Here is a 25,770-nt window from a genome sequence, read left to right as displayed (position 1 = left end):
AAATTCGCATCGATGCTAGAAAACTGCGTCGGGGCAGGGCGGATGCGCCCCTCGCTACTTCGCGCGGCGGGCGTTCACGAGGTTGATGGTGAGCACCGCGATGACGACGACCGCGAGGATCATGTGGGTGCCGACCGACCAGACCGGCAATCCAGCGCGCGACTGATAGACGCCGAAGGCGATCTGCACGAGTACGAGGATGAGCAGGGTCCAGCTCGACGCCTTGGTGCGCGCGAGCTTGCTGCGCAGCACGAACACCATCATCACGACGAGGGCCGCGGCGAGCGCGTAGGCCGGCCACGAGTGCACGTGCTGCATGACCACCGGGTCGAGGCCGTTACGGGCGGCGATCGAGTCACCGGCGTGCGGTCCGGCGCCAGTGGTGAGGACGCCAACAACTTCGGTGATCCACGTCAGCACCGTGACGACAATGATGCTGACCCACAGGCCGCGCGGGGCGCCGGGGGAATCCGCCGCGGGCACCGGCTCGGCGTAGCGAACTCGCTGCAGCAGCAGCGCGGCGATGGCGACGATGGCCGCCGAGAAGAGGAAGTGCACGCCGACGATGCGTGGGTCGAGGTGGAAGATAACGGTGATGCCGCCGATGATCGCCTGCACGATGATGAGCACGCCGATGAGCAAAGCCGGGATGCGCAGCCCGAGCTGCTTCGGGGCGTTCCGCACGGCAAGGTAGGTCAGCAGCGCGACAAACACGAGCACGCCGGTCAGCGTGCGGTTGCCGAACTCGATCACGCCATGAATGCCCATCTCCTGCGTCGGCACGAGCGACTCGGTCGTGCACAGCGGCCACGTCGGGCAGCCGAGGCCCGAGCCCGTCAGCCGAACGAGGCCGCCGGTGCCGACGATGAGGATGTTCACGACAAGGTTCGCCCAGGCGAGCCACCGAGTCCACGATGTAACCGAGTCCGGCAGCAGGAACGATAGAAACGAATCCGGCGGCAGGAATTTGGACCGTGGCACAGGGGCACCTCTCAGTTTGTGGCGAACACGCCCGAGAACCATGGGTGGTGGCTTAGACTCGAGGATGGTGTTCACTTCGCGCGATCTTGGCCTCCCGGAGAACCCACGGGAAGGAATCGGCGCTGGAATTTGTTTCATTCTATGCGGGTCCCCACGATCCAGGCGCGAATGTGAACCGATGACGACAAGAAAGAGGTAGGGATGTCTGATCTGCTCATCGACCGCCCCGAACTGAATGACCTTGGTCAGTATGAGTTTGGCTGGCACGACCCTGACGTAGCCGGGTCTTCAGCGAAACGTGGGCTGAGCGAAGACGTAGTGCGCGACATCTCGCGCATCAAGAACGAGCCAGAATGGATGCTCGAGCGTCGTCTCAAGGGCCTGCAAATGTTCGGCCGCAAGCCGATGCCGACGTGGGGTGCCGACCTCAGCGGAATCGACTTCGACAACATCAAGTACTTCGTGCGCGCGTCGGAGGCGCAGGCCCAGACGTGGGAAGACCTGCCCGAAGACATCCGCAACACGTACGAGCGTCTCGGCATCCCCGAGGCCGAGCGCCAGCGCCTCGTTGCGGGCGTCGCGGCACAGTACGAGTCTGAGGTGGTCTACCACCAGATCAACGAGGAACTCGAGCGCCAGGGTGTCATCTTCATGGACACCGACACCGCGCTGCGCGAGCACCCGGAGTTCTTCGAGGAGTACTTCGGCACGGTGATCCCCGCCGGCGACAACAAGTTCGGTGCGCTGAACACCGCCGTGTGGTCGGGTGGCTCGTTCGTGTACGTGCCGAAGGGCGTGCACGTCGAGATTCCGCTGCAGGCCTACTTCCGCATCAACACCGAGAACATGGGCCAGTTCGAGCGCACGCTGATCATCGCGGATGAGGGCAGCTACGTGCACTACATCGAGGGCTGCACAGCCCCGATCTACAAGAGCGACTCGCTGCACTCGGCCGTCGTCGAGATCATCGCGAAGAAGAACGCGCGCGTTCGCTACACGACGATCCAGAACTGGTCGAACAACGTGTACAACCTCGTGACCAAGCGCGCCGTCGCTGAAGAGGGCGCGACCATGGAATGGGTCGATGGCAACATCGGCTCCAAGGTCACCATGAAGTACCCGTCGATCTACCTGACGGGCGAGCACGCCAAGGGCGAGACCCTCTCGGTCGCGTTCGCGGGCCCCGGTCAGCACCAGGATGCGGGCGCCAAGATGATCCACATGGCGCCGCACACGCAGTCGTCGATCGTCTCCAAGTCGATCGCCCGCGGCGGTGGCCGTGCGGGCTACCGCGGCGAGGTTCGCATCGCCGAGAACGCGCACAACTCGGCCAACTCGGTCGTGTGTGACGCCCTGCTCGTCGACAACATCTCCCGCTCCGACACCTACCCCGCCATCGACATCCGCGTTGACGACGTGCAGCTCGGGCACGAGGCCACGGTCACGAAGGTGTCGGCGGAGCAGCTCTTCTACCTCATGAGCCGCGGCCTCGAAGAGACCGAGGCCATGGCCATGATCGTGCGCGGCTTTATCGAGCCGATCGCGCGCGAGCTGCCGATGGAGTACGCGCTCGAGCTGAACAAGCTCATCGAAATGAATATGGAAGGATCGGTCGGCTAACCACCATGACGATCACTGAGACTCCGCGCCTGCCCGAGAGCGCCGGAAAGTTCGTCCCTGTCCAGACGCGTTCGGAGCGACCCGCTTCGTTCGCGCCCGAGGACTTCCCCCAGCCGAACGGTCGCGAAGTTGACTGGAAGTACGCGCCGATCAAGAAGCTCGCGCCGCTGTTCGAGGATGCTGCTGGCGACCGCAGCGTCACGGTCGAAGTTTCCGGCCCGAGCGAGGTGCGCACCGGCACTCTCGCCCCCGGCGAGGCGCCCCGTGGCACCGGGTTCACGCCCGAGGGCCGCGCCGAGGCCATTGCGTCGAAGTATGCGACCGCGACGCACGTCGTGATCCCCGCCGACGCTTCCCTCGATGCGCCCGTCTACGTGCGCGTGACCGGCGCTGGCGCGCAGACCCGCGACCTCGTGCACCTCGTGCTCCAGGCCGAGCCGAACTCGACTGCCACGATCGTGGTCGAGCACACCGGTTCGGCGCTCGTGAGTGAGAACGTCGAGATCCTCGTCGAAGACGGCGCGAACCTCGACGTCATCGCCATCCACGAATGGGACGACGACGCCGTGCACACCGGCGCCCACCAGGCCGCCATCGGCAAGGATGCGTCGCTCAAGCACACGCTCGTCACCTTCGGTGGCGACGTCGTGCGCGTGAACCCGTCGCTGCACCTCAACGGAACCGGCGCCGAGGGCATCGCGAAGGGCCTCTACTTCTCGGATGCGGGACAGCACTTCGAGCACCAGGTCTACATCGACCACGCCGGCGAGCGCACCACGAGCGACGTGAACTACAAGGGCGCCCTGCAGGGCGACGGTGCTCGCGCCGTCTGGATCGGCGACGTGCTGATCCGCCCGACCGCGGTCGGCACCCAGAGCTACGAGCAGAACCGCAACCTCGTGCTTTCGAACGGCGCGCGCGCCGACTCGATCCCGAACCTTGAGATCGAGACGGGCGACATCGAGGGTGCAGGCCACGCGTCGGCGACCGGCCGCTTCGAGCAGGAACAGCTGTTCTACCTCATGGCCCGCGGCATCGACGAGCTCACCGCCCGTCGTCTCGTCGTGCACGGCTTCCTGAACGAGATCGTGCAGTCGATCAGCGTGCCCGAGGTGCAGGAGCGCATGCGCGAAACCCTCGAGCGTGAACTGGAGGCGAGCACCGAAGCGATGATGGCGGCGAGCGCCGTATGAGCTTCGAACGAGTCTGCGGCGTCGACGACGTCCAGGTCGACTCGCCGATGCGCGTCGAACTCGCCGACCAGGTGATCGCGCTCGTGCGCGACTCGGCCGGCGACGTCTTCGCAATTGGCGACCGCTGCACCCACGGCGACATCTCGCTCTCGGAGGGATTCGTCGAAGACGGCACCCTCGAGTGCTGGGCGCACGGCTCGCAATTCTCGCTCTGCACCGGGTGGCCGAAGTCGCTGCCCGCGTTTGAACCAGTCCCGGTCTTCGCCGTCAAGGTCGAAGACGACGCAATCTTCATTGACCCGACTCCGATCTACAAGGAGAACAACTAGCAATGTCCGTTCTTGAAATCAGCAACCTTCACGTCCAGGTCGAGACCGACCAGGGCCCCAAGGAGATCCTCAAGGGTGTCGACCTCACCCTGAGCTCCGACGAGATCCACGCCATTATGGGCCCCAACGGCTCGGGCAAGTCGACCCTCGCATCGTCGATCGCCGGCCACCCCGCCTACGAGGTGACCGAGGGCTCGGTCAAGCTCGACGGCGAAGAGGTGCTCGAGATGTCGGTCGACGAGCGCGCGAAGGCTGGCCTGTTCCTCGCGATGCAGTACCCGGTCGAGATCCCGGGCGTCACGCTCTCGAACTTCCTCCGCACCGCGAAGACCGCGATCGACGGCGAAGCGCCCGCGATCCGTGGCTGGCTCAAGGAGGTCCGCGGTTCGATGGACAACCTCCGCATGGGCAACGAGTTTCTTGAGCGCAACGTGAACGAGGGCTTCTCGGGTGGCGAGAAGAAGCGCGCCGAGATTCTCCAGCTTGAGCTGCTCAAGCCGAAGTTCGCCGTGCTCGACGAGACCGACTCGGGCCTCGACGTCGATGCGCTGCGCATCGTCTCGGAGGGCGTCAACCGCGTCAAGGGCGACACCGGCATGGGTGTCCTGCTCATCACGCATTACACGCGTATCCTTCGATACATCAAGCCCGACTTCGTGCACGTGTTCGTCGACGGTCGTGTGGCCGACGAGGGCGGCGCCGAGCTCGCTGAGAAGCTCGAGAACGAGGGTTACGACAGCTACCTGCAGGCCGCGCAGGCCTAACTACCTGGAGGAGGGCCACCATGGCACTCGTTTCACTCGAAGCCGCGCGCTACGACGAAATCGAAGAGGCGCTCAAGGAGGTCGTTGACCCCGAGCTCGGCGTCAACATCGTCGACCTCGGCCTGATCTACGGGCTCGACTGGGAAGACGAACTCGACGCCCTCGTGATCTCGATGACGCTCACCTCGGCCGGCTGCCCGCTGACCGACGTGATCGAAGACGAGACCGCGAAGGCACTCGACGGTCACGCCGAGCGGTTCAAGATCAACTGGGTCTGGATGCCGCCTTGGGGTCCGGAAAAGATTACCGACGACGGTCGCGAAATGATGCGGGCCCTCGGGTTCAACATCTAGCGAAACGCGATCGAGCGGGGCTCGGCACTTCGGTGCCGGGCCCCGCTTGCGTTAGTCGAGCCCGCGCGCGCGGAGCGCGTCGGTGAGCTCATCCGCGTGCTGCAGCGTGAGCACGAGCAGCGGGAAGAGGATGCGCACGGACGTGCCGCGGCGGCCGCGTGCGATGAGCGCCTCCCGCAGTTGCGTGGCGAGCGCGGCGATGAGCGGCACCGTCGAAATGGTGAGCGAGAGCAGGAGCGCGATGCGATCGGGCCGCACGCCGAGGGGCCGCAGGGGGCGAAGCGCGGCCTCGAGGGTGTCGAGCAGCTCGGTCATGCGGGTCGTGCTCGTAACGAGTCCCGCGAGGGCGACCACGATCACCACCCTCGAGGTATTCGTGAGGGCGAGCTGCCAGGGCAGGAAGATGAGCTGCGGCACGAGCATGATCACGAGGAGCCACCGCAGGCCCCACAATTGGCGCCACAGTTCGGCGACACCCACGCTCGCCAGGAAGGCGGCGATCGTGAGCGCGGCGGCCCCCGTAAGCACCGGCCACTCGCCGCCCCACACCGACAGCACGAGCGTTGCGAGCACGAGGCCGAGCAGCTTGCTCCAGGCCGGCGCGCGATGCAGCAGGCTCGTGCCGGGAACATAGAGCGAGATCACGCGACGCTCGCCCGGTAGCGCGCGACGATGTCGGCGGGCCGACCGACTGCCGTGACCCGCGCATCCTGCACCCACACGGCCACATCGCAGCGCTCGGCCAACTCGAGATCGTGCGTGACGAGCACGAGCTGATGGGGGAGCGCGCGGTCGAGCAGCAGCTCGGCGATGCGCGATCGATTGCGGAGGTCGAGCAGCGCCGTCGGCTCGTCGGCTATGACGAGCCCGGGTTCGACCGCGAGCACTGCGGCGACGGCGAGGAGCTGCTGCTGCCCGCTCGAGAGCGAGTGGGCGGGCACATCCGCGAGCGCGCTCAGCCCGACCGAGCCAAGCGTGGCCTCAACCTTGGCGGCGATCTCGGCGCGCGAAAGCTTGCGGCCGCGAAACGAGAAGGCGAGATCCTCGCGGACCGTCGGCATGATCACCTGCGCCGACGGGTTCGGGAAGACGAAGCCGGTTTGCGAGCGAACCTTCGCGCCCTCACGCGCCGGATTCCGGCCGTGCACCCGCACCTCTCCGCTTGTCGCGGTGACGAGCCCGTTGAGCAGTCGCGCGAGCGTCGACTTGCCCGAGCCGTTCTCGCCGACGACGGCGATTCGGTGCTCGTCGAGCGTCAGGGTGACATCGTCGAGCGCGACGCGGCCCTCTCGAACGACGCGAACTCGATCGAAGCTGAGCTCCCGATCGGTCACGCGTCGTCTCGCTGCGGCCACGCGAACGCACGCGGGTAGGCCCGCCAGAGGGCCATGGTGACGACGGTGGCGATCGCGACCTTGATGAGGTCGCCCGGTACGAAGATGAGGCTCGAGAGCACGGTCTCCCACAGCCCGAGGCCGGTGATGAGTGACTGCAGCGGAATACCGACGGCGTAGACGGCGAGCATGCCGCCGACGAGTGAGCCGAGCGCGACGCGCCACCACTGCGGCTTCGATGCGCCGGCCCGCACGATGACGCCGACGAGGAACGCGCCGACGACCCAACCGAGCAGGTAGCCAACCGACGGTGCCACGAACACCCCGAGACCTCCGCGGCCGCCCGCGAGCAGCGGCAGGCCGAGCGCGACGAGCGCAAGCACCGTCAGCACGCTCGCGGCGCCCCGCCATGACCCCAGCACGGCGCCGGCCAGCATGACGCCCAGGGTCTGCGCCGTGATCGGCACCGCCCCGCCGAGCATGATCGTGCCGGGCAAGCCGAGCACCGCGATGAGGGCCGCGACGACGGCAATCCTCGCGAGGTCGGCGGTGGTAGTGGCGGGCTGCCGCACTGCAACTTCGGTCATGTTGGTCCTTGTCGATCGCGTCCTGAACGGTGTTCAGGCTATACGATAGTGGGGATGAGCACGAACGCAACTTCTGAGTCGTCGCGCGCCCGAAACTCGCGCGACGACGTGGTGTCGACGGCGATGCGGATGCTCGCGAGCGGCGGCCTGCCCGCGTTCAGCATGCGCGCGCTCGCCCGCGAGCTCGAGGTGCAGCCGAGCGCGCTGTACTGGCACTTCGCCGACAAGCAGTCGCTGCTCGCGGCGATCGCCGACGAGATTGTCGCGTCGATGCCGGAGCGAGCCGCGGGGGAGACACTGGCGGAGTCGGCTGCGGCGCTCCGGGATGCGCTGCTCGCGCACATGGACGGCGCGGAAATCCTGCTCTCGTCGATCTCGCTCGGCCTCGCTGATGACGCGGCGCTCGTGCGCCTGCAGCTCGCGGGCGAGGATGCGGGTCTCGAACGGGCGCGCGCTCAGTCGCTCGCTGGGGCCACGCTGCACTTTGTGCTCGGCCACGTGTCGCACGAGCAGCAGCGCGCGCAGGCCCTGGCTGCAGGCGTCGAGGTGCGGGCGCATCCGCACGCCGCCGACGACGCGAGCTTCGAGGCTGGCCTCGCGCTGCTTGAGCCCGGAACGGAGCGATAGGCCGTGCGCACTGGATTACTCCTCCTGCTCGTATCGACGTTCTCGGTGCAGTTCGGCTCGGCCTTTGCCAGCATGCTCATCGAGTCGTCAGATCCCGCAACCGCCAACCTGTTTCGCGCCCTCATCGCGGCCGTCGCGATGGGCCTCATCGTCCGGCCCAAGCCGTGGCAATGGACCTGGGCGCAACTTCGCCCCGCGCTGCTGCTCGGCGCTGTGCTCTTTGGCATGACCTCGACGTTCTACCTCTCGATCGAGCGCCTGCCGATCGGCGTCGCGGTGTCCGTCGAGTTTCTCGGCCCGCTGCTGCTCTCGGCACTGCTGTCGCGGCGCGCGTGGGACTTTGTGTGGATCGGCGTTGCCCTCGGCGGCATTGCGATCATGGGCATCGAAGCCGCGCTGGCGGCCGACCACCTCGACCCATGGGGCATCGCACTCGCCGCGACGGCGGGCGTCTTTTGGGCGCTCTACATTCTCGCCGCGGCGCGCGTGGGCGAGGTCACTGATGGGCAGGGCGGCCTGGCGGTCGCGTTCGCGGTGACCGCGCTGCTCGCCCTGCCGTTTGGCGTCGGCAGCCTCGCGACCGTCGCGAGCAATGTGCAGCTGCTCGGGCTCGCGCTGCTGGTCGGCGTGCTCGCGGCGATCATTCCTTACACCTTCGAGTTCCTCGCCCTGAAACGGGTGCCGAAGCGCGTGTTCGGCGTGCTCATGAGCGTTGAGCCGGCGATCGCGACCTTCACCGGCTGGCTCATCCTCGACCAGACCGCGAGCGTCTGGCGGCTCTGCGCGATTGCGCTCGTGGTGATCGCGAGCGTGGGAATCACGATGGGGGCGCGTAAGATCGTTGAGGTTGACCTGCCGGCGAGCGATCTTCACACGGGAACGATCGAGCTTCCCATCGCCCCGGCGCAGGTCGACGAACAACACTTGCCGAAGCGAAATGAGGATGCCGAGTAGTGCTTGCCGTTCAGGATCTCGAGATCACCGTGGGGGCGCGGACGCTCATGAGCGACGTCAATTTCCGCGTGCAGCCGGGCGACAAGATCGGTCTCGTCGGGCGCAACGGTGCTGGCAAGACAACCCTCACGAAGGTGCTTGCGGGGTGGACGTTGCCGAGCGACGGCAAGGTTGACCGCTCCGGCGAGCTCGGCTATCTGCCGCAGGACCCGCGCGCGGGCGACCCGACTCAGCTGGCGCGCAATCGCATCCTGGATGCCCGCGGGCTCGGCTCGGTGCGCCAGCGCCTCGCCGAGGCCGCGACCGCGATGGCTGAGGCGGCGACCGACGCCGAGCGCGACAAGGCGATGCGTCGCTACTCACGCCTCGACGACGAATTCGTAACGCTCGGTGGCTACGCGGCCGAGAGCGAGGCTGCGGCGATCGCCTCGAATCTCAACCTGCCCGACCGCATCCTCGACCAGCAACTTGACACGCTTTCGGGTGGCCAGCGCCGACGCATCGAACTCGCGCGCATTCTCTTTTCTGACGCCGAGACGATGATTCTCGACGAGCCCACGAACCACCTCGACCTCGATTCGGTCGTCTGGCTGCGCGACTTCCTCAAGACCTACCGCGGCGGGCTCATCGTGATCTCGCACGACGTCGAGCTCGTCGGCGAGACGGTGAACCGCGTGTTCTACCTCGACGCGAACCGCCAGATGATCGACATCTACAACATGGGCTGGAAGCAATATCTACGCCAGCGCGAGGCCGACGAGGAGCGTCGTAAGAAGGAGCGCGCGAACATCGAGAAGAAGGCGTCCGTGCTGCAGCAGCAGGCCGCCCGCTTCGGTGCGAAGGCGACGAAGGCCGCCGCGGCGCACCAGATGCAGCGTCGCGCCGAACGGATGCTCGGCTCGCTCGAAGAGGTGCGCCAGGTCGATCGCGTGGCCAAGCTGCGCTTCCCGACGCCCGCGCCCGTCGGCAAGACGCCGATCAAGGCCGAGGGGCTCTCGAAGTCGTACGGCTCGCTCGAGATCTTCACCGGAGTGGACCTGGCGATCGACCGCGGCTCCCGCGTCGTCGTGCTCGGCCTCAACGGTGCCGGTAAGACGACGCTGCTGCGCATCCTCGCTGGCGTCGACCCGGCCGACACCGGCGAGATCATCGCCGGCCACGGCCTGCGGGTCGGCTACTACGCGCAGGAGCACGAGACGCTCGACGTCGAACGCTCGGTGCTGCAGAACATGGTGTCGGTGTCGCAGCACCTCACCGAAACCGAGGCGCGCAAGGTGCTCGGTTCGTTCCTGTTCTCGGGTGACGACGTGCACAAGCCCGCCGGCGTACTCTCGGGTGGTGAGAAGACCCGGCTTGCCCTTGCCATGCTCGTGGTCTCGAGTGCCAACGTGCTGCTGCTCGACGAGCCGACAAACAACCTCGACCCGGCCTCGCGCGAGCAGATTCTCGACGCGCTCGCGCACTACGAGGGCTCGGTCGTGCTCGTGTCGCACGATGAGGGCGCCGTCGAGGCGCTCAGCCCTGAGCGTGTGCTCATCATGCCGGAGGCGATCGAAGACCACTGGACCCCGGAGTACTTCGAGCTCATCGAGATGAACTAGGCGCTGCCGAGTCGTCGAGCAGTTCGTCCTCGATCTCGGCGTCGGTCTTTCGGCCGCGGTTGCGGCGCCGCTCCTCGGCGCGCGCACTGGCGGCGAGCACGCGGGGGTCGTCCTCATTGCGTTCCTTGAACTCCTCGCGCAGCCCGTAGATGAGGCCGACCGCGGCGATCACGGCGAAGATGATCCACTGGAACGCGTAGCTGAGGTGGTTGCCCTCGGTGAGTTCGGGCTTCGGTGTGAGCTCGCCCGTTTCCGCGTCGACCGACTCGCTGCGCAGCAGCCCGTAGGCACCGGTGTAGGTGCGATCGGTGCCGAGCTCCTCGGCGAAGGTGGGGAGATAGATGGTCGCGATCTGCCCGGCTGGCGCGGTGCGGCCGGGAATCTCGCGCTCCCCGGGCTTCAGCCGAGCCGTCACGGTGAGTTCGCCCGACGGCGCCTCGGGCACGGAATCGGGGGAGTCTTGCTCGTTGCCGGTGGGGATCCAACCACGATTAACGATGAAGACCTCGCCCGAAGTCGTTTCGAATGGCGTGAGGATCTCAAAGCCAGGCTGCCCGTCGAAGGGGCGGGCGCGGGCGAGCAGCTGGTCTTCGGTGAGGTAGTGCCCGGTCATTTCGACGACCGTCCACTCCTGATTCGGGTCGTAGGCGTCGAGCGTCGGCAGCACCTCGTCGAGGGGTTGGGGGTCGGCGTCGAAGTGCGCGGTGACGAGCTCGTTCTCGGCGACCTTCTCGTCGCGGCGTTCGAACTGCCAGTGCGAGAGGAAACCGCAGGCGATGGCGAACACGACGAGCAGAATGAAATAGCTGAGCCAGCGCCGGCTCAGCAAAAACTTCCATCCCTGCCGCGTGTTCGAATTCGAGGGTCGAGTGCCGGTTTGGGTCACTCGATGGGCTCCTCATTCACGGGGTCGTCGATGCGCGCGAGGCGCACGGGGAAGCGACGCGACTCGAGGAATCCGAGCAGGAAATCGAGGTGTTCGTCGCAGGCAAGCCAGATCTTCACGCGGTCGGCATCGTGAATGCGCGGGTTGCGCCACTCGATGCGGTGCACCGCCTGCGCCTCGCACTGAGCGCGGGAGCACTGGGGTCGTTCATCCTTCGACGCGAGGAAGCCACGAAGGCGGCTGCGCAGGTCAAACTCACCGCCGCTCATTCCGCCTCCTTTGCCGAACGGAGAATAATCGCCCCCGCATCAGGCGATTCTACCGCTCGCTGCCGCCGGGCGCGAACATGGTTCGCGAGCGCGACGGCGATCATTGGCAGGAAGATCGCGCCGAGCGCGAGCACCCAGAGCATCGGGCCCCGCACGACGATCATGAGTAAGAAGCAGGCCGTGCGAATCGCCATGGTGAGCATGTACTGGCGCAGGCGCGCCTTGCGCTCTTCTTCCTCACTCATCGTCATCGAGGTGACGTTGGTGACTTTGGCGTTCATGGTTCCCAAGATTCGTATCGCAGTGGCTGCTCCAAGCGTACCCCCGCGGCGAACGTAGGATGGGGCAACGGGGCGTGTCTGTGACGCCGATATTCCGAAACATTTCTGAGGAGCAAAATGACGACCCAGCGCACCGTTCTCGTGACCGGCGGAAACCGCGGCATCGGCCGTGCGATCGCCGAGGAGTTTCTTGCCGCCGGGCACAGGGTCGCCGTGACGTCGCGCTCCGGCGAGGGTGGGCCCGAGGGCGCGCTCACCGTGGCCGCCGACGTGACCGATGCGGCCTCGATTGACGAGGCCTTCACGAAGGTCGAGGCCGAGTACGGCCCCGTCGAGGTGCTCGTTGCCAACGCTGGCATCACCAAGGACACCCTGCTGCTGCGCATGAGCGAGGACGACTTCGCCGACGTCATCGACACGAACCTCACGGGTGCCTTCCGGGTCATCAAGCGCGCGACGAAGGGGCTGCTGCGTGCGAAGTGGGGGCGCGTCGTGCTCATCTCATCGGTCGTCGGCCTCTACGGCTCACCCGGCCAGATCAACTACGCGGCCTCGAAGTCGGGTCTCGTCGGCATCGCCCGATCGCTCACCCGCGAGCTTGGCAGCCGCGGCATCACCGCAAACGTCGTGGCCCCCGGCTTCATCGAGACCGAGATGACGGCGGTGCTGCCCGAGGCAACGCAGAAACAGTACCTCTCGACGATCCCCGCGGGCCGATTCGGCGAGGTGAGCGAAATCGCGAAGACCGTGCGGTGGCTCGCGGGCGACGACGCCGGTTACATTTCCGGCGCCGTGATTCCCGTCGACGGCGGTCTCGGTATGGGCCACTAGGCCCGGGCGCAGCTCAGCCGCGCAGGCCCAGCAGCGACAGCAGCTGGGTCATGTCGCGGCTGGGCAGCGACACCGCCGCCTCCTGGCGCACGATCGGCTTCGCGTCAAACGCGACCGAGAGGCCCGCGATCTCCATCATGCCGAGGTCGTTCGCACCGTCGCCGACGGTGATCACTCGGTCGATCGGCACGTCGAGCGACTGCGCCCAGCTGCGCACCGTGTGCTGTTTCGACTGGCGGCCGATGATCGTGCCCGACACCTCACCCGTGAGCTCGCCCTCCTCGGTGACCTCGAAGCGGTTTGCCCGCCATAGATCGAGGTCGAGCTCCTCGGCTAAGGGGTCGAGCACCTCGTGGAAGCCGCCCGAGACGGCGCCGACGCGACCGCCTGCCGCGTGGATGGCTGAGATGGTCTCGGGTACGCCCCGGGTGACCCGGATGCGCTCCCGCACCCGCGAGATCTGGTCGAGCGAGATGCCGCGCAGCAGGGCGACGCGTTCGCGCAGGCTGCCGTCGAAATCGAGCTCGCCGCGCATGGCGCGCTCGGTGACCTCGGCCACCTGCTCGCGCACCTGCGCGTAGTCGGCGATGAGTTCGATGACCTCATCCTCGATCAGCGTCGAATCCACGTCGAAGACGACGAGGAAGCGGGCGCCCGCGGTGACGCGGCCCGAGCCGTGGACGGGGGTGAGGGTGAGGTCGGAGATGCTCATCGTTCGACGATACCGTTCTTCGGCACGACGGTCAGGCCGGACTCGGTGACGGTGAATCCGCGGGCGCGGTCGTGTTCGCGGTCGATACCGATCGTTGCGCCGGCCCGCACGACCACGTTCTTGTCGAGGATCGCGGAGCGCACCTGCGCACCCGGCTCGATGGTGACGCGGTCGAAGGTGATCGAATCGACGACGAGCGCACCCGACTGCACCTTGGTCCAGGCGCCGAGCACCGAGCGCTCGACGTGCGCGCCCGAGATGACCGAGCCGAGCGAGATGATCGAGTCGATCATCGTGCCGGTTGAGCCCCGCGCATCCCGCACGAACTTCGCCGGCGGCGAGTTGAGCGTCTGGGAGATGATCGGCCATTCCTCGTTGTAGAGGTTGAAGACCGGCAGCGTCTGGATGAGATCCATGTGCGCGTCATAGAAGGAGTCGATGGTACCGACGTCGCGCCAGTAGTCGCGGTCGCGCGGGGTCGAGCCCGGCACGTCGTTCCGGATGAAGTCGTAGACGCCGCAATCGTTCTGCGCGACGAAGGCGGGGATGATGTCGCCGCCCATGTCGTGCTTCGAGGCGTCGAGGTTCGCGTCAGACATGACGGCCTCGACAAGCTTGTCGGCGTCGAACACGTAGTTGCCCATCGACGCGAGGATCTCCCCGGGGCTGTCGGGAAGGCCGTTCGTCGATTCCGGCTTCTCGAGGAACTCGCGGATGTGGGCGGGGTTGTCGGGGTCGACATCGATCACGCCGAAGGCGGAGGACATTTCGATGGGCTGGCGGATGGCGGCCACGGTGGCTCCGAGGCCCGACTCGATGTGCTGGTCGATCATCTGCGAGAAGTCCATGCGGTACACGTGGTCGGCGCCGACGACGACGACGATGTCGGGCTTCTCATCCTGGATCAGGTTGAGCGACTGATAAATGGCGTCGGCCGAGCCCGAGAACCAGTGCTTTCCTCGGCGCTGCTGCGCGGGAACACTCGAGACATACGAGCCGAGGATCGCGGGCAGGCGCCAGGTTTGCGACATGTGGCGGTCAAGCGAATGCGACTTGTACTGCGTCAGCACCACGATCTGTTGCAGCCCGGAATTCACCAGGTTGGAGATGGCGAAGTCGATGAGTCGATACTGTCCGGCGAACGGCACCGCTGGCTTGGCGCGGTCGGCCGTGAGCGGCATCAACCGCTTGCCTTCGCCACCAGCGAGCACAATTCCGAATACTTTTTTCTGCCCCTTTGCCATGTTTCACACTCTAGGGCGAACAGATTAATGAAGTTGTACCTTTCGCTATCTAATGTGTAACCATGCGCGTCGATGTCATCACTCGTGAATACCCACCGCACGTCTACGGCGGAGCGGGGGTGCACGTCACCGAGCTCGTCCGAGCCATGCGAACGGACGCCGATGTCCGCGTCCGCTGCTTCGGCGAGCCGGTCGAGGAGCCGGGCACGACCGGATACGAGGTACCCGTCGACCTCGCGAAGGCGAACGCCGCGCTCGGCTTCCTCGCGGGTGACCTGCGCATCGCGAACGACACCGAGGGCGCCGACGTCGTGCACTCGCACACCTGGTACGCGAACCAAGCTGGCAATATCGCGAAGCTGCTCCACGGCATCCCGCACGTCATCTCGGCACACTCGCTCGAGCCCCTTCGGCCGTGGAAGGCAGAACAGCTCGGTGGAGGCTACCGCCTCTCGAGTTGGATGGAGCGCGACGCGTATGCGAATGCCGACCGCATCATTGCGGTATCGAACGGGATGCGCGCGGACATTCTCCGCAGTTACCCGCAGCTCGACCCCGAAAAGGTCGTCACCATCTACAACGGCATCGACACGGAGCAGTGGCAGCCGGTTCACGATGAGGCGGTCGTGCGCGAGCTCGGCGTCGACCCCGACGCGCCAACGCTGATCTTTGTCGGCCGCATCACCCGGCAGAAGGGTCTGCCGTACCTGCTGCGGGCGATTCGCGAGCTGCCCGCCGAGGTGCAGGTGGTGCTCTGCGCCGGCGCACCCGACACGCCGGATATCGAGCGCGAAGTTCGTGACCTGGTAGGTGAGCTGCAGACTGAGCGCACGGGTGTCCACTGGATCGAAGAGCACCTGCCGCGCCCGAAGCTGCAGGCCCTGCTCACCTCGGCCGACGTGTTCGTGTGCCCCTCGATCTACGAGCCGCTCGGCATCGTCAATCTCGAGGCGATGGCCTGCGGCACCGCGGTCGTCGGCTCGGGTACCGGCGGCATCCCCGAGGTCGTCCAGCACGGCGTGACCGGCACGATCGTGCCGATCGATCAGGAGCAGGACGGCACCGGCACACCGAAGGACGCCGAAAAGTATGTCGCCGACCTCGCCGCGGCTCTCACCGAACTCCTCGGCAACCCCGAACTCGCCAAGCAGTATGGCGAAGCCGGCCGCGAGCGTGTCGAGCGCGAATTTACCTGGACGCAGATTGGTGCGCAGACACTCGAGCTGTACCGCAGCATCCTGGCTGACTGAGCCGATACGCTGAATGTCATGACCGACGTCGTGAAATTCGAGAACGTCCGCGTGCGCCGCGGTGGCCGCAACATCCTAGATATCGCCGAATGGCGCGTCGGTGAAACCGACCGATGGGTGGTGCTCGGCCCGAACGGCGCCGGCAAGTCGACGCTGCTCGGCCTCGCCTCGTCGAACCTGCACCCCACGACGGGCACCGTCGAGGTGCTGGGGGAGCGGCTTGGTCGCACCGACGTGTTCGAGCTGCGCCCGCGCATCGGCATTGCCGGCTCGGAGATGGCGAAGCGCATCCCCGACAACGAGACCGTGCGCAACGCGGTCATGACGGCCATCTACGCCGTGACCGGCCGCTGGAACGAGCAGTATGACGAGATCGACGACGCGCAGGCGAACGACGTGCTCGCGCAGTGGCAGCTCGAGGAGCTTGCCGACCGCGAGTTCGGCACGTTGTCGGATGGCGAGCGCAAGCGCACGCTGATTGCGCGCGCCGTCATGAGCGACCCTGAGCTGCTGCTGCTCGACGAGCCGAGCGCGGCGCTCGACCTCGGCGCGCGCGAGCGCCTGCTCGCCTCGCTCTCGGAGTATGCCCAGAGCGAGTTCGCGCCGGCGATCATCATGGTCACGCACCACGTCGAGGAGATCCCCACTGGCGTGACGCACGCGCTGCTGCTGCGCGACGGCGGCATCGTCGCGGCTGGGCCGATCGCCGAGACCCTGACCTCGGCGAATCTTGAAGCGACGTTCGGCCTCCCGCTCGAACTTGAGCAGCAACACGGCCGATTTAACGCGCGCGCCATCGCGTAATCTGCGAACTGCATGCTAGGCTTGCTGCTTGGCTTGCCCGCCCTGTCGGTTGCGGGCACTTAATCTTGCATATCCACTTGTCGAAGAAGGAAACGCGATGAAGACAGACATCCACCCGGACTACCACTACGTGGTGTTCAACGACCTCGCTTCGGGTGAGAAGTTCATCACCCGCTCGACGGTGACCAGCGAAAAGACCATCGAGTGGGAAGACGGCAACACCTACCCGGTCGTTGACGTCGAAATCTCGAGCGCCTCGCACCCGTTCTACACCGGTAAGCAGCGCATCATGGACTCGGCCGGTCGCGTCGAGAAGTTCAAGAGCCGCTACGCCAAGTTCGGCAAGAAGGCCTAAGGCCCGACGCCAACTGGCAACGAGGCGGATGCTCCTTTCGGAGCATCCGCCTCGTTCGCGTTTCCGTTTCGCGTTATGCCCGCACGGGCCAGCCGCGATCGGCCGTGAAGTTCGGGTCGCGCTGGCGGCGCATGTACGACTCGAAGTCGGCAGCCTGTTCGTCGTGCCAGCGCACCTGCGCGTCGAAGAGTTCGGCCAGGGGCACATCCACCTCCTGCGGGAACTTGCGGGCGATCGCGATCGCGACCCGGCCCGCGGCCACCGCGTCGGCCGACGCGTCGTGCGCGTCGAACAGCTCGACGCCATAAGCTTCAGCGGTGGTGCCGAGCTTGCGACCGCCCTTGCGGTAGCGATCGACCTGCTTGTCGATAATGAGGGGGTCGACGACGACCTTGCCGAGGTCGGGCATCGCGAGCTGATGGCGGGCGCACTCGGCGGCGAGCAGTGAGAGGTCGTACGGCGCGTTGTAGACGACGAGTGGGATGTTGTTGCGCACGATCCACTCGAGCGACGCGATGATCTTCTGCAGCACCTCGGGCGCCGGCTCGCCTTCGGCCTGCGCCATCTCGGTCGTGATGCCGTGCACGGCCACCGCTGGCTCCGGAATCTCGACGCCGGGGTTCGCGAGCCAGTCGGTGCCCCGCTCGAGCTCGCCCTCGGCGTCGAGCATGCCAACGAAGGCGGTCACGATTCGCGCCTCGAGTGGGTTCGTTCCGGTGGTCTCGGTATCGAACACGGCGACGCGATTCGTCCAGCTCATGGTGCCTCGGCTTCAGATCGGAGGGATGTGGGTCGCCTACACTCTTCCACGATGCGGCCGAATAACCCCCTGGAATACAAGCTTGAGCAGATCCGAACTCGCCGGATCGATGTCGATGTTGCGGGCACCCGCACCGCCGTCTGGTTGTACGGACCCCCCGACGCCGACGACACGGTCGTGCTCGTGCACGGCTTTCGCGGCACCCACCACGGCTTGCTCAACCTCGTGGCGCTGCTGCCGGACGTGCGGTTCATCGCGCCCGATCTTCCGGGGTTTGGCGAATCGAGGGAGTTCGAGGGCGAGCACACGCTCGACGCCTACGCGGCGTGGCTCGCCGAGTTCCTCGAGGTCGTCGACGCCGAGTCACGCGCCGTGATGCTCGGGCACTCGTTTGGCTCGATGGTCGTCGCCCGTGACGTGGCCGGGCTCGGCGACCGTCGCATCGTGCTCGTGAACCCGATCTCGGAAAACGCGCTCTCGGGGCCCGAGCGCATCCCCACCGCCGTCGCCGTGGGCTACTACCGACTCGGCGCCGCGTTGCCCGACGCCGCGGGCAACGTGCTGCTCAAGTCGCCGCTCATCACGCGCGTGATGAGCGAGGTGATGGCCGTGACGCGGTCGCGAGCCCTGCGCACCTGGATTCACGACGAACACGAGCGACACTTCTCTGACTTCACGAGCCGAAGGGCTCTGCTCGAGGCCTTCCGTGCCTCGGTGAGCGACGACGTGCTGAGCCACGCTGCGGAGTTCCCCAAGGGCGTGCATCTCGTCGTCGGCGAGTGCGACCGCATCGCGCCACTAGCCGGAAGCGAGCGGCTCCACGAGGCGATGCCGGGCTCGACCCTGCACGTCATCGAGGGCGTCGGCCACCTTGTTCACTACGAAACTCCAACCGCGCTCGCGCGGATCCTCGCCGGCTTCCTTGCCGAGAAAGGTGCCCAGCATGCCTGAGTCCACCCTGTCGTTGCCCGAACGTATCGCCATCGTCGGCGGCCACGGCAAGATTGCGCTGGCCCTCGCCGAGCTGCTCGTCGCCGATGGCGTCGAGGTGCGGTCGCTCGTGCGCAACGCTGACCACGCGGCCGAGCTCGAGGCGCTTGGAGCGATCCCGGTCGTGTGCGACATCGAGTCGGCATCGGCGAACGAGCTCGCCGACGCGTTTGGCCACTCGGATGCGGTGGTGTTTGCCGCGGGCGCGGGCCCCGGCTCGGGCGCCGAGCGGAAGTGGACCGTCGACCGGGACGGGTCGATCAAATCGGCCGAGGCGGCGATTCTCGCGGGCGCCATGCGCTTCGTGCAGATCAGCTTCATCGGCGCCGAGCAGCCGAGCCAGACCGACGACGAGGTGTTCGCCGCGTACTGGGACGCGAAGCGGGAGGCCGACGAGGCGCTTCGCCGCGTTGCGCTCGACTGGACCATCGTGAAGCCCGGTGGCCTCACCGACGACCCGGCGACGGGCCGGGGCCTCGTCTCATTCGCGCCGATCGAACGCGGCGTGACGACGCGACGGGCCGATGTCGCGGCGTTCATTCGCCTCGCCCTCGCCGACAGCCGCACGGTGTGGAAGGACATCTGCCTCGCCGAGGGCGACGCCCCGCTTGCCGATGCAATCGACGCGGCCGTCGCGGCGGCTACTCCGCAGGCCTAGCGACTCCGAGCAGCTCCGCGACGCGCTCGAGCACCGCCGAGGTGCTGCCGTCGACGCGGAACTGGGCCAGTGCATCCACGGGCGTCGCGCCGCGATTCACGAGCATGACGGGCTTGCCCTGGCGGCGGGCGCGGTGCACCATCTTGACTCCCGTGTTCACGACGAGCGAGGTGCCGACCACGAGCAACGCGTCGGCCTGGTTCATGAGGTGCGTCGCCGCGTGGTTGTTCTCGGCGCTGACGAAGTTGCCGAACATGACGACATCGGGCGCCATCGCCCCGCCACACTCAAGGCAGCGCGGTAGGACGAAGGTGTCGACGAGCTCGTCGGCGATCGCGGCGTCGCCGTCGGGCCCCTCCGTGACGCGCTCGTCGGCGAGCCACGGGTTCTCGGCGCGGATGCGCGAGAGCAGCGAGTCGGCGGTCTCGACATGGCCGTGGGGCAGGCAGTGCACCGTGCGCAGATGCCCGTGCAGCTCGATCACGTTCTTGGAACCGGCGCGCCGGTGGAGGCTGTCGACGTTCTGCGTCGCGAGGCCGACGACGAAGCCGCCGGCCTCGAGCGCCGCGAGCGCGAGGTGACCGGCGTTCGGTTTGAAGCGACCCATCCGCTGCCAGCCCTGCGCCGCGCCCGACCAGTAGCGCCGCTGGGCCGCCTCGGATTCGAGGAACTGCTGCCAGGTCATCGGGTTTCGCTTCGGCGCGCCGGGGGAGCGATAGTCAGGGATGCCCGAGTCGGTTGAGATGCCAGCGCCCGTGAGCACGGCGGCGGGCTGCGTCGCGAGCACCTCCGCGATCTCTTCGGCGCCGGCGGCCTCATAGGGTGCGATCACCGGACACCGCCGCGGTCGCTCGACGCCTCTGCCCGCGGAAAGTGGCAAACTTGCTCGGTGCGCATTCTCCCCATCACTTCTCTCGAACATCCGGAACTGCAAGATTATTCGCGTCTCACTGATGTTGCCCTGCGCCGCAAGCTCGAGCCTGCCGGTGGGCTGTACATGGCGGAGTCGGAGAAGGTCGTGGCGCGCGCGATCGCAGCCGGCCACGTGCCGCGGTCGATGCTCTTGCAGGAGAAGTTTCTGCCGCAGGCGGAGCGCCTGCTCATCGATCACCCTGATACGCCCGTGTTCGTCGGCAGCGAGGAGCTGCTCGAGCAATTGACGGGCTATCGGATGCACCGGGGCGTGCTGGCCGCCATGCACCGGCCGGAGCTGCCGTCGGCGGCATCGGTGCTTGCGAACGCCAAGACGGTGCTCGTGCTCGAAGACATCGTCGACCACACGAACGTGGGCGCCGCGTTTCGGAACGCGGCCGGCCTTGGCGCCGATGCGGTGCTCGTAACCGAGCGCTGCGCCGACCCGCTCTACCGGCGCAGCGTGCGCGTGTCGATGGGCACCGTGCTGCAGGTGCCGTGGACACGGTTGCCGAGCTGGCAGGAGAGTCGCGAGCTGTTTCACGAGCACAGTTTCGAGGTCGCCGGCCTGGCGCTCGACGAGCACGCCGTGCCGCTGCAGGACTATGCGCGGCAGCGGCCCGAGCGCGTCGCACTGCTGCTTGGCACGGAGGGCGACGGACTCACTCGGCGCGCCCTCGAGGCGGCCGACCGCACCGTGATCATCCCGATGCTGCACGGCGTCGACTCGCTCAACGTCGCCGCGACGAGCGCCGTTGCGCTCTACGCGTTACTGAACAACTAAGCCATGTCGGAGGTGAGTCGTATGGTGGATCAGATGTCTGAATCACAGCGTGCTGGAGCACAGGTGGGCCTGTATGCGGCTGAGCACCTGTCGCCGTCGTACCCGCAGCGCGCGCCCTGGGGCACGGCGGGCAACCTGCGTGCCTGGCAGCAGGAAGCGCTGGAGACCTACTTCGAGAAGCAACCGAAGGACTTCCTCGCGTCGGCAACGCCGGGCGCAGGCAAGACGACCTTCGCGCTCCGCCTCGCGGCCGAGCTGCTGCACGCGGGCACCGTCAACCGCATCATCGTCGTCGCCCCGACCGACCACCTGAAGACGCAGTGGGCCGCGTCGGCGGCACGAGCGGGTATTCGCCTCGACCCGAAGTTTTCGAACAACCAGCGCACTTACTCGCGCGAATACCACGGCATCGCGGTCACCTACGCGCAGGTGTCGATGAAGCCGTACGTGCACGAGTATCTCTGCTCGTCGGCGCGCACACTCGTGATTCTCGACGAGGTACACCACGGCGGCGACAATCTGTCGTGGGGTGACGGCCTGCGTGATGCCTTCGAACACGCCGAGCGGCGCCTCTCGCTGACGGGAACGCCGTTCCGCTCCGACACCGCGCCGATTCCGTTCGTGCGCTATGTGCGCGACGACGACGGCATCCGCGTCTCGAAGGCCGACTACACCTACGGCTACGGCCGGGCCCTGCGTGACGGCGTCGTGCGTCCAGTGCTGTTCATGACTTACGCCGGCAGCATGCGCTGGCGTGACACCTCGGGCGAGGAGATGTCGGCCGGGCTCGCCGACGACAACACGAAGGACATCGTCTCGCAGGCCTGGCGCACGGCCCTCGACCCCGAGGGTGACTGGATGCAGCAGGTGCTCAAGGCGGCCGACCAGCGGCTTAGCGAGGTCCGGCTCGAGGTGCCCGACGCCGGCGGGCTCGTCATCGCGACCGACCACCAGGCGGCCCGAGGTTACGCGGCGCTGCTCGAGCACATCACCGGCCAGAAGCCCGCGGTCATCCTGAGTGACGACCCGGGCGCATCCGCTCGCATCGAGTCGTTTTCTGACTCGGACGAGCGCTGGATGGTCGCCGTGCGCATGGTGTCGGAGGGCGTCGATGTGCCCCGGCTGTCGGTCGGTGTCTATGCGACGAGCTCGTCGACGCCGCTGTTCTTCGCGCAGGCCATTGGCCGCTTCGTGCGCGCCCGGCGCCGCGGCGAGACCGCGAGCGTGTTCATCCCCTCGGTGCCGAAGCTCGCGTCGCTCGCCGAAGCGCTCGAGCTCGAGCGCGACCACGCGCTCGACCGGCGCGACGGCAATGGCGATTCCGAGGTCGACGGCATGACCGAGGAGGAACGCGAGCTCGCAGCGGCCGAGGCCGAAGATCGCGCGAGCGAGGAGCTCACCAAGTACAAGTTCACGGCGATCTCGTCGGAGGCGCAGTTTGAGCGCGTCGTCTACGACGGCGGCGACTACGGCTACAGCGCCGAGGTGGGGTCGCTCGAGGAACTCGAGTACCTCGGGCTGCCGGGCATCCTCAACCACGACGAGGTCGCCCAGGTGCTCGAGTCGCGCGCGCAGAAGCAGACGCGCATTCAGGATGCGCGGGCCCGCAATGAGGTGCACGACGGTCACCAGACCGTGCAGCCGCTGCACCGCAGCCTCAAGGAGCAACGCACGCTGCTTAACTCGCTCGTCGGGCTCTATGCCCGGCAATCACACATGCCGCACGGCAAGGTGCACGGAGAGCTGCGGCGCATCTGCGGTGGCCCGGCCGTGGGCCAGGCCACCTCGCACCAGATTCAGCAGCGCATTAATGAGCTGCGTCGTCGCCTGCACTAGCGCGGCGCTGGCGCGCCTGCTTGCGGAGCTTGTAGACGACGTAGAGCGCAATGAGGATGAGTACGACCGCGATGACGATGTACTGGAACCAGCCGGCCGCCTCTTCGAGGATGTGCCAGTTGTTGCCGAGCAGGTAGCCGCCGTAGACGAAGATCGTGTTCCAGATGGCCGAGCCGAGCAGCGTGAAGATGCCGAAGCGCCACCACGACATGCGCTCGACGCCCGCCGGCAGCGAGATGAGTGAGCGGAAGATTGGGATCATGCGGCCAAAGAAGACGGTCCAGTAGCCGTACTTGTTGAACCACTTGATTGTCGCGTCGATCTCGTCGCGGTCGACGAGGGGCAGGTACGAGAGCAGCTTCACGGTGCGGTCGTGGCCGAGCCACGCGCCGAGCCCGTAGAGGCAGTAGGCACCCACGACCGAGCCGACCGTGGCCCAGATGAGGGCCTCGACCCAGGTGAAGGTGCCGTCGGCCGAGGCGGCGCTAAAGCCGGCGAGCGGCAGAATCACCTCGGACGGGATGGGTGGGAAGAGATTCTCGGCGAGCACGAGCAGCCCGACGCCAAAGGCACCGAGGAAGTTCATGACGGCGACGGCCCAGTCGCCGATCACGCCGAAGGCGCTGCCGGAGTCTGTAGCGGCCTGTTGCAATGGGAAAAGTAGATCGGGTCGCACCCGCCCAGCCTACTTGAGGCGGGCAAGCGCGACCCGAGGGGAGCCGGACTAGGCGCCCTCGCTCTGGCCGATGTTGAACATCCAGGAGATGCCGAACTTGTCGATCAGAGCGCCGTAGAGGTCGCCCCAGACCTGACGTTCGAGCGGCATGATCACGTTGCCGCCCTCGGCAAGTCCGTCGAAGTAGCCGCGGATGCGGTCCTCTTCGTCGCCCATGAGCGCCAGGTTGATGTTGTTGCCGGGCTGGAACTCATACGGCGCCATGCCCTCGAGGTGGTCGGCGGCGAAGAGCTGGATGAGGTCGGTCACCTCGAGGCTCGAGTGCATCACCTTGTCGGCGTGCTCGCTGTCGGCGGGTACTGCGTTGAACTCGCCGAAGGTCGAGAGGCGGGGTTCGACGCCGAACACCTGCCCGTAGAACTCCATAACCTCGCGCGTGTTGCCGGGGAAGTTGAGGTAGGGGTGAAGACCAGTAGCCATGACTTGCTCCTTGGTAATGCGGCCCGCGCTGGTCGACGGGCACTGGCATGAGCGTAGAAAGTGGCACTGAACTCGGGCTGTGTCTCGGCCCGTGGCTTGAACGTTTAGGCCTGTCGCACCGTCTCGCCTGGCTTGAGTGGTCGAACTCGGATGGCCGACAGAGTCTCGTTGTACGACACGTTCGAGTTTGCGCGCCAGTCGTCGCGCAGCAGCCGGTTCCAGAGCGTGTCGCGGTTGAAATCGGTGGCGTTGCCCTTGGGGTAGATGAACCACACGGCGCGCAGCGGTGCGAGTGCCTGGATGTGCTGGTCGAGCGCGGCGTCGACGTCGGCGAGGGAGTTGGTGAAGAGCACCGCCACGTCGGCGTCGGCGAGGTCGGTGGCCTCGATCGTGTCGGCGGTGAGCTCCGGCGGGTGCGGCTGCGTCTCGGGCCAGACCCAGAGGCGGGTGCCTGGCTTGAGTTGCAGTTTCTTTTGGAGGGCGGCGTGGTCGGCTGTGGTGCTCATTTCGCTCCATCGCGTTGTGAGTGGGATTGCTGGGTTCAACCGTAGGCTGTTGGTGTTTTGTCCTGCCAATGCCGATTCCGGGGGGGGGGGGGGGCGGAGCACATGGCGAGCGAAGTTCAAGAGCAACTCAAGACGCTGAGGGAAGGCACCCTGCCCGAGTTCCTCGCCTGGCTTGGTCCGGACGACGCGAAGTCGTGGCGAAGCCATGGCCGCACGACTACGAGCCGGAGGCGGTCCTTGCTGCGCGGCTGATCGAGCATTGAGCGGATGTGAACCGCGTCTCGCCTCGGTTCGGCTCGCCCCTGGCCCTGCTTGCGGCGACGTTCAAGTATTCGGACGAGACGCTCCAGCCGTTCTACTCGGCGCTGATCGAGCTGTATGCCCAGCTGCTCGACTACTGGGCCAGAACGAGCAGCTGAGGAGGCCACACCATGTCCGAAGCGATGAGCGCTGTGATCTGAGCGCGAACAAACACATCGTGATCGCGGAGCAGCGTCACGGCCTGCTGGCGCTGGAGGATGCGGCCGTCCTACTCACCGTCGTGGGGCCGCACCCTAGAGCTCTCTGCGGCGGATCGTTTCGAAGCCGCTGCCGGAGCGGCCGGCGAGTCGTCGCTGCAGAGAGCCTGCGATCCGGGTGGCCTGGAGCTTTGCGCGGTCGGCGATCGGCCCGCTGAACTGGGCGTCGAGGTTACTAGTCCAGATGTCGAGCCAGCGTTCGAAGTGTTCCGAGCCGAGCGGATGCTTGGTGTGCAGCGCAAAGTGGAGTTGGAGCGCGTTGCGACGATACTTGCCGGCATTCCACAGCACCGTCTCCCAGAAGTCGGACATGATCGGCAAGTGGTGGCCGAGGTCGAGCTTGGCCACGTCAGTGAAGATCGGGCCGATCAAAGGATCCTCGAACGCCGACAAGTAGAAGGTAGATACCAACTGCTCAACGTCAGCGCGGTCTGAGAGATCGTGCATGCGGCAGCCTCCTCGCCGGAATTGGAAGAATTGATTGACGTTCAATTCTAGGCTGAGCACCAACGCGAAAGGCCCCTGACCGGATTGAATTCCAGGTCAGGGGCCTTATCGTTACTGTGCGCGAGGGGGGACTTGAACCCCCACGACCTAATACGGTCACTAGCACCTCAAGCTAGCGCGTCTACCAATTCCGCCACCCGCGCGGGTGTTTTGTGCTCGTGGGCACGA

Annotated in this window: 32 protein-coding genes and 1 tRNA gene; 17 read left to right on the top strand and 16 right to left on the bottom strand. The window is 66.6% G+C overall.

Annotated features, from left to right (window positions below):
* Positions 1-54 precede the first annotated feature (54 nt).
* Positions 55-981, bottom strand: a complete 927-nt coding sequence (locus M3M28_RS06510; RefSeq protein WP_249385714.1) for a COX15/CtaA family protein — start codon at positions 979-981, stop codon at positions 55-57.
* A gap of 201 nt (positions 982-1,182) precedes the next feature.
* Here M3M28_RS06510 and sufB point away from each other — a divergent pair, with 201 nt between their 5' ends.
* From sufB to M3M28_RS06485, 5 genes are read left to right on the top strand one after another with little or no spacing between them, the layout of a single operon-like run.
* On the top strand, positions 1,183-2,601 hold the full coding sequence (sufB, locus tag M3M28_RS06505; protein WP_249385713.1) for a Fe-S cluster assembly protein SufB: 1,419 nt from the start codon (positions 1,183-1,185) through the stop codon (positions 2,599-2,601).
* Positions 2,602-2,606: 5 nt separating this feature from the next.
* Complete coding sequence (sufD, locus tag M3M28_RS06500) at positions 2,607-3,794, top strand: Fe-S cluster assembly protein SufD (protein ID WP_249385712.1); 1,188 nt, start codon at positions 2,607-2,609, stop codon at positions 3,792-3,794.
* On the top strand, positions 3,791-4,123 hold the full coding sequence (locus M3M28_RS06495) for a non-heme iron oxygenase ferredoxin subunit (protein ID WP_125105907.1): 333 nt from the start codon (positions 3,791-3,793) through the stop codon (positions 4,121-4,123). Before sufD ends, M3M28_RS06495 begins: the two co-directional genes overlap by 4 nt.
* 2 nt (positions 4,124-4,125) lie before the next feature.
* Complete coding sequence (gene sufC, locus M3M28_RS06490; RefSeq protein ID WP_249385711.1) at positions 4,126-4,887, top strand: Fe-S cluster assembly ATPase SufC; 762 nt, start codon at positions 4,126-4,128, stop codon at positions 4,885-4,887.
* A 20-nt stretch (positions 4,888-4,907) separates the two neighbouring features.
* Complete coding sequence (locus M3M28_RS06485) at positions 4,908-5,240, top strand: metal-sulfur cluster assembly factor (RefSeq protein ID WP_249385710.1); 333 nt, start codon at positions 4,908-4,910, stop codon at positions 5,238-5,240.
* Between the two features lie 51 nt (positions 5,241-5,291).
* On the opposite strand, the gene M3M28_RS06480 is transcribed toward M3M28_RS06485, so the two are convergent.
* The 3 genes from M3M28_RS06480 to M3M28_RS06470 are packed head-to-tail and all read right to left on the bottom strand — an operon-like array spanning position 5,292 to position 7,161.
* Complete coding sequence (locus tag M3M28_RS06480) at positions 5,292-5,885, bottom strand: energy-coupling factor transporter transmembrane component T family protein (protein WP_249385709.1); 594 nt, start codon at positions 5,883-5,885, stop codon at positions 5,292-5,294.
* The gene (locus tag M3M28_RS06475) at positions 5,882-6,574 is read right to left on the bottom strand and encodes an energy-coupling factor ABC transporter ATP-binding protein (RefSeq protein ID WP_249385708.1); all 693 of its coding nucleotides are present in this window, start codon (positions 6,572-6,574) and stop codon (positions 5,882-5,884) included. The genes M3M28_RS06480 and M3M28_RS06475 overlap by 4 nt, the downstream gene beginning before the upstream one ends.
* Positions 6,571-7,161 (bottom strand): biotin transporter BioY, encoded by a 591-nt coding sequence (locus M3M28_RS06470; RefSeq protein WP_249385707.1) that lies wholly within the window; start codon positions 7,159-7,161, stop codon positions 6,571-6,573. The genes M3M28_RS06475 and M3M28_RS06470 overlap by 4 nt, the downstream gene beginning before the upstream one ends.
* Positions 7,162-7,215: 54 nt before the next feature.
* Here M3M28_RS06470 and M3M28_RS06465 point away from each other — a divergent pair, with 54 nt between their 5' ends.
* From M3M28_RS06465 to M3M28_RS06455, 3 genes are read left to right on the top strand one after another with little or no spacing between them, the layout of a single operon-like run.
* Entirely contained in the window at positions 7,216-7,788 is a 573-nt protein-coding gene (locus M3M28_RS06465; protein WP_249385706.1) for a TetR family transcriptional regulator, read from the top strand.
* Positions 7,789-7,791: 3 nt separating this feature from the next.
* A complete protein-coding gene (locus M3M28_RS06460) occupies positions 7,792-8,742 on the top strand; it encodes an EamA family transporter (protein WP_249385705.1) in 951 nt (316 codons plus the stop codon).
* Complete coding sequence (locus tag M3M28_RS06455; RefSeq protein WP_249385704.1) at positions 8,742-10,343, top strand: ABC-F family ATP-binding cassette domain-containing protein; 1,602 nt, start codon at positions 8,742-8,744, stop codon at positions 10,341-10,343. Before M3M28_RS06460 ends, M3M28_RS06455 begins: the two co-directional genes overlap by 1 nt.
* Here the strand turns inward: M3M28_RS06455 and M3M28_RS06450 are convergent.
* Genes M3M28_RS06450 through M3M28_RS06440 form a run of 3 tightly spaced genes read right to left on the bottom strand, consistent with a single transcriptional unit; the run spans position 10,327 to position 11,779 of the window.
* Positions 10,327-11,229 carry an SURF1 family cytochrome oxidase biogenesis protein gene (locus M3M28_RS06450; RefSeq protein WP_249385703.1) on the bottom strand — a complete coding sequence of 301 codons (903 nt, stop codon included), beginning with the start codon at positions 11,227-11,229 and terminating at the stop codon, positions 10,327-10,329. The two genes, M3M28_RS06455 and M3M28_RS06450, sit on opposite strands and share 17 nt — an antisense overlap.
* Positions 11,226-11,498, bottom strand: coding sequence for an acetone carboxylase (locus M3M28_RS06445; RefSeq protein ID WP_249385702.1), 273 nt, complete (start codon positions 11,496-11,498; stop codon positions 11,226-11,228). The genes M3M28_RS06450 and M3M28_RS06445 overlap by 4 nt, the downstream gene beginning before the upstream one ends.
* The gene (locus M3M28_RS06440) at positions 11,495-11,779 is read right to left on the bottom strand and encodes a YwiC-like family protein (RefSeq protein ID WP_249385701.1); all 285 of its coding nucleotides are present in this window, start codon (positions 11,777-11,779) and stop codon (positions 11,495-11,497) included. The genes M3M28_RS06445 and M3M28_RS06440 overlap by 4 nt, the downstream gene beginning before the upstream one ends.
* Positions 11,780-11,896: 117 nt before the next feature.
* Between M3M28_RS06440 and M3M28_RS06435 the strand changes: the two genes are divergently transcribed.
* Entirely contained in the window at positions 11,897-12,610 is a 714-nt protein-coding gene (locus M3M28_RS06435) for a beta-ketoacyl-ACP reductase (protein WP_249385700.1), read from the top strand.
* A 13-nt stretch (positions 12,611-12,623) separates the two neighbouring features.
* On the opposite strand, the gene serB is transcribed toward M3M28_RS06435, so the two are convergent.
* Positions 12,624-13,322, bottom strand: coding sequence for a phosphoserine phosphatase SerB (gene serB / locus M3M28_RS06430; protein WP_249385699.1), 699 nt, complete (start codon positions 13,320-13,322; stop codon positions 12,624-12,626).
* Positions 13,319-14,566, bottom strand: coding sequence for a glucose-1-phosphate adenylyltransferase (glgC, locus tag M3M28_RS06425; RefSeq protein WP_249385698.1), 1,248 nt, complete (start codon positions 14,564-14,566; stop codon positions 13,319-13,321). The genes serB and glgC overlap by 4 nt, the downstream gene beginning before the upstream one ends.
* A 62-nt stretch (positions 14,567-14,628) precedes the next feature.
* On the opposite strand from glgC, the gene glgA reads away from it, so the two are divergent.
* The 3 genes from glgA (at position 14,629) to M3M28_RS06410 (ending at position 16,975) form a co-directional block, all read left to right on the top strand.
* Positions 14,629-15,816, top strand: a complete 1,188-nt coding sequence (gene glgA, locus M3M28_RS06420) for a glycogen synthase (RefSeq protein WP_249385697.1) — start codon at positions 14,629-14,631, stop codon at positions 15,814-15,816.
* A gap of 18 nt (positions 15,817-15,834) precedes the next feature.
* A complete protein-coding gene (locus M3M28_RS06415; protein WP_249385696.1) occupies positions 15,835-16,620 on the top strand; it encodes an ABC transporter ATP-binding protein in 786 nt (261 codons plus the stop codon).
* 97 nt (positions 16,621-16,717) lie between these two features.
* A complete protein-coding gene (locus M3M28_RS06410; RefSeq protein WP_249385695.1) occupies positions 16,718-16,975 on the top strand; it encodes a type B 50S ribosomal protein L31 in 258 nt (85 codons plus the stop codon).
* Between the two features lie 73 nt (positions 16,976-17,048).
* On the opposite strand, the gene M3M28_RS06405 is transcribed toward M3M28_RS06410, so the two are convergent.
* A complete protein-coding gene (locus M3M28_RS06405; protein WP_249385694.1) occupies positions 17,049-17,735 on the bottom strand; it encodes a 3'-5' exonuclease in 687 nt (228 codons plus the stop codon).
* A gap of 51 nt (positions 17,736-17,786) precedes the next feature.
* Between M3M28_RS06405 and M3M28_RS06400 the strand changes: the two genes are divergently transcribed.
* Together M3M28_RS06400 and M3M28_RS06395 are read left to right on the top strand one after the other, a co-directional pair.
* Entirely contained in the window at positions 17,787-18,686 is a 900-nt protein-coding gene (locus M3M28_RS06400) for an alpha/beta fold hydrolase (RefSeq protein WP_249385693.1), read from the top strand.
* Entirely contained in the window at positions 18,679-19,383 is a 705-nt protein-coding gene (locus M3M28_RS06395; protein WP_249385692.1) for an NAD(P)H-binding protein, read from the top strand. Before M3M28_RS06400 ends, M3M28_RS06395 begins: the two co-directional genes overlap by 8 nt.
* Here M3M28_RS06395 and M3M28_RS06390 read toward each other — a convergent pair.
* Positions 19,367-20,215, bottom strand: coding sequence for a Sir2 family NAD-dependent protein deacetylase (locus M3M28_RS06390; protein ID WP_249385691.1), 849 nt, complete (start codon positions 20,213-20,215; stop codon positions 19,367-19,369). The two genes, M3M28_RS06395 and M3M28_RS06390, sit on opposite strands and share 17 nt — an antisense overlap.
* Before the next feature lie 57 nt (positions 20,216-20,272).
* On the opposite strand from M3M28_RS06390, the gene M3M28_RS06385 reads away from it, so the two are divergent.
* Positions 20,273-21,079 (top strand): TrmH family RNA methyltransferase, encoded by an 807-nt coding sequence (locus M3M28_RS06385; RefSeq protein WP_249385690.1) that lies wholly within the window; start codon positions 20,273-20,275, stop codon positions 21,077-21,079.
* Between the two features lie 33 nt (positions 21,080-21,112).
* Positions 21,113-22,915 (top strand): DEAD/DEAH box helicase, encoded by a 1,803-nt coding sequence (locus M3M28_RS06380; RefSeq protein WP_249385689.1) that lies wholly within the window; start codon positions 21,113-21,115, stop codon positions 22,913-22,915.
* On the opposite strand, the gene M3M28_RS06375 is transcribed toward M3M28_RS06380, so the two are convergent.
* From M3M28_RS06375 to M3M28_RS06365, 3 genes are all read right to left on the bottom strand, one after another.
* Complete coding sequence (locus tag M3M28_RS06375) at positions 22,887-23,567, bottom strand: DedA family protein (RefSeq protein ID WP_249385688.1); 681 nt, start codon at positions 23,565-23,567, stop codon at positions 22,887-22,889. The two genes, M3M28_RS06380 and M3M28_RS06375, sit on opposite strands and share 29 nt — an antisense overlap.
* 72 nt (positions 23,568-23,639) lie before the next feature.
* On the bottom strand, positions 23,640-24,071 hold the full coding sequence (locus tag M3M28_RS06370) for a VOC family protein (RefSeq protein ID WP_249385687.1): 432 nt from the start codon (positions 24,069-24,071) through the stop codon (positions 23,640-23,642).
* A gap of 104 nt (positions 24,072-24,175) precedes the next feature.
* Positions 24,176-24,577, bottom strand: a complete 402-nt coding sequence (locus M3M28_RS06365; RefSeq protein ID WP_249385686.1) for a hypothetical protein — start codon at positions 24,575-24,577, stop codon at positions 24,176-24,178.
* Between the two features lie 269 nt (positions 24,578-24,846).
* On the opposite strand from M3M28_RS06365, the gene M3M28_RS06360 reads away from it, so the two are divergent.
* Positions 24,847-24,996, top strand: coding sequence for a hypothetical protein (locus M3M28_RS06360; protein ID WP_249385685.1), 150 nt, complete (start codon positions 24,847-24,849; stop codon positions 24,994-24,996).
* Positions 24,997-25,131: 135 nt separating this feature from the next.
* Here the strand turns inward: M3M28_RS06360 and M3M28_RS06355 are convergent, their stop codons facing one another.
* Complete coding sequence (locus M3M28_RS06355) at positions 25,132-25,542, bottom strand: group III truncated hemoglobin (RefSeq protein ID WP_249385684.1); 411 nt, start codon at positions 25,540-25,542, stop codon at positions 25,132-25,134.
* 117 nt (positions 25,543-25,659) lie between these two features.
* A tRNA-Leu gene (locus M3M28_RS06350) sits at positions 25,660-25,745 on the bottom strand.
* Positions 25,746-25,770: the final 25 nt, after the last annotated feature.

The sequence above is a fragment of the Gulosibacter sediminis genome, assembly GCF_023370115.1.
GTDB classification, from domain to species: Bacteria; Actinomycetota; Actinomycetes; order Actinomycetales; family Microbacteriaceae; genus Gulosibacter; species Gulosibacter sediminis_A.
This window is presented reverse-complemented; position numbering and strand designations above follow the sequence as displayed.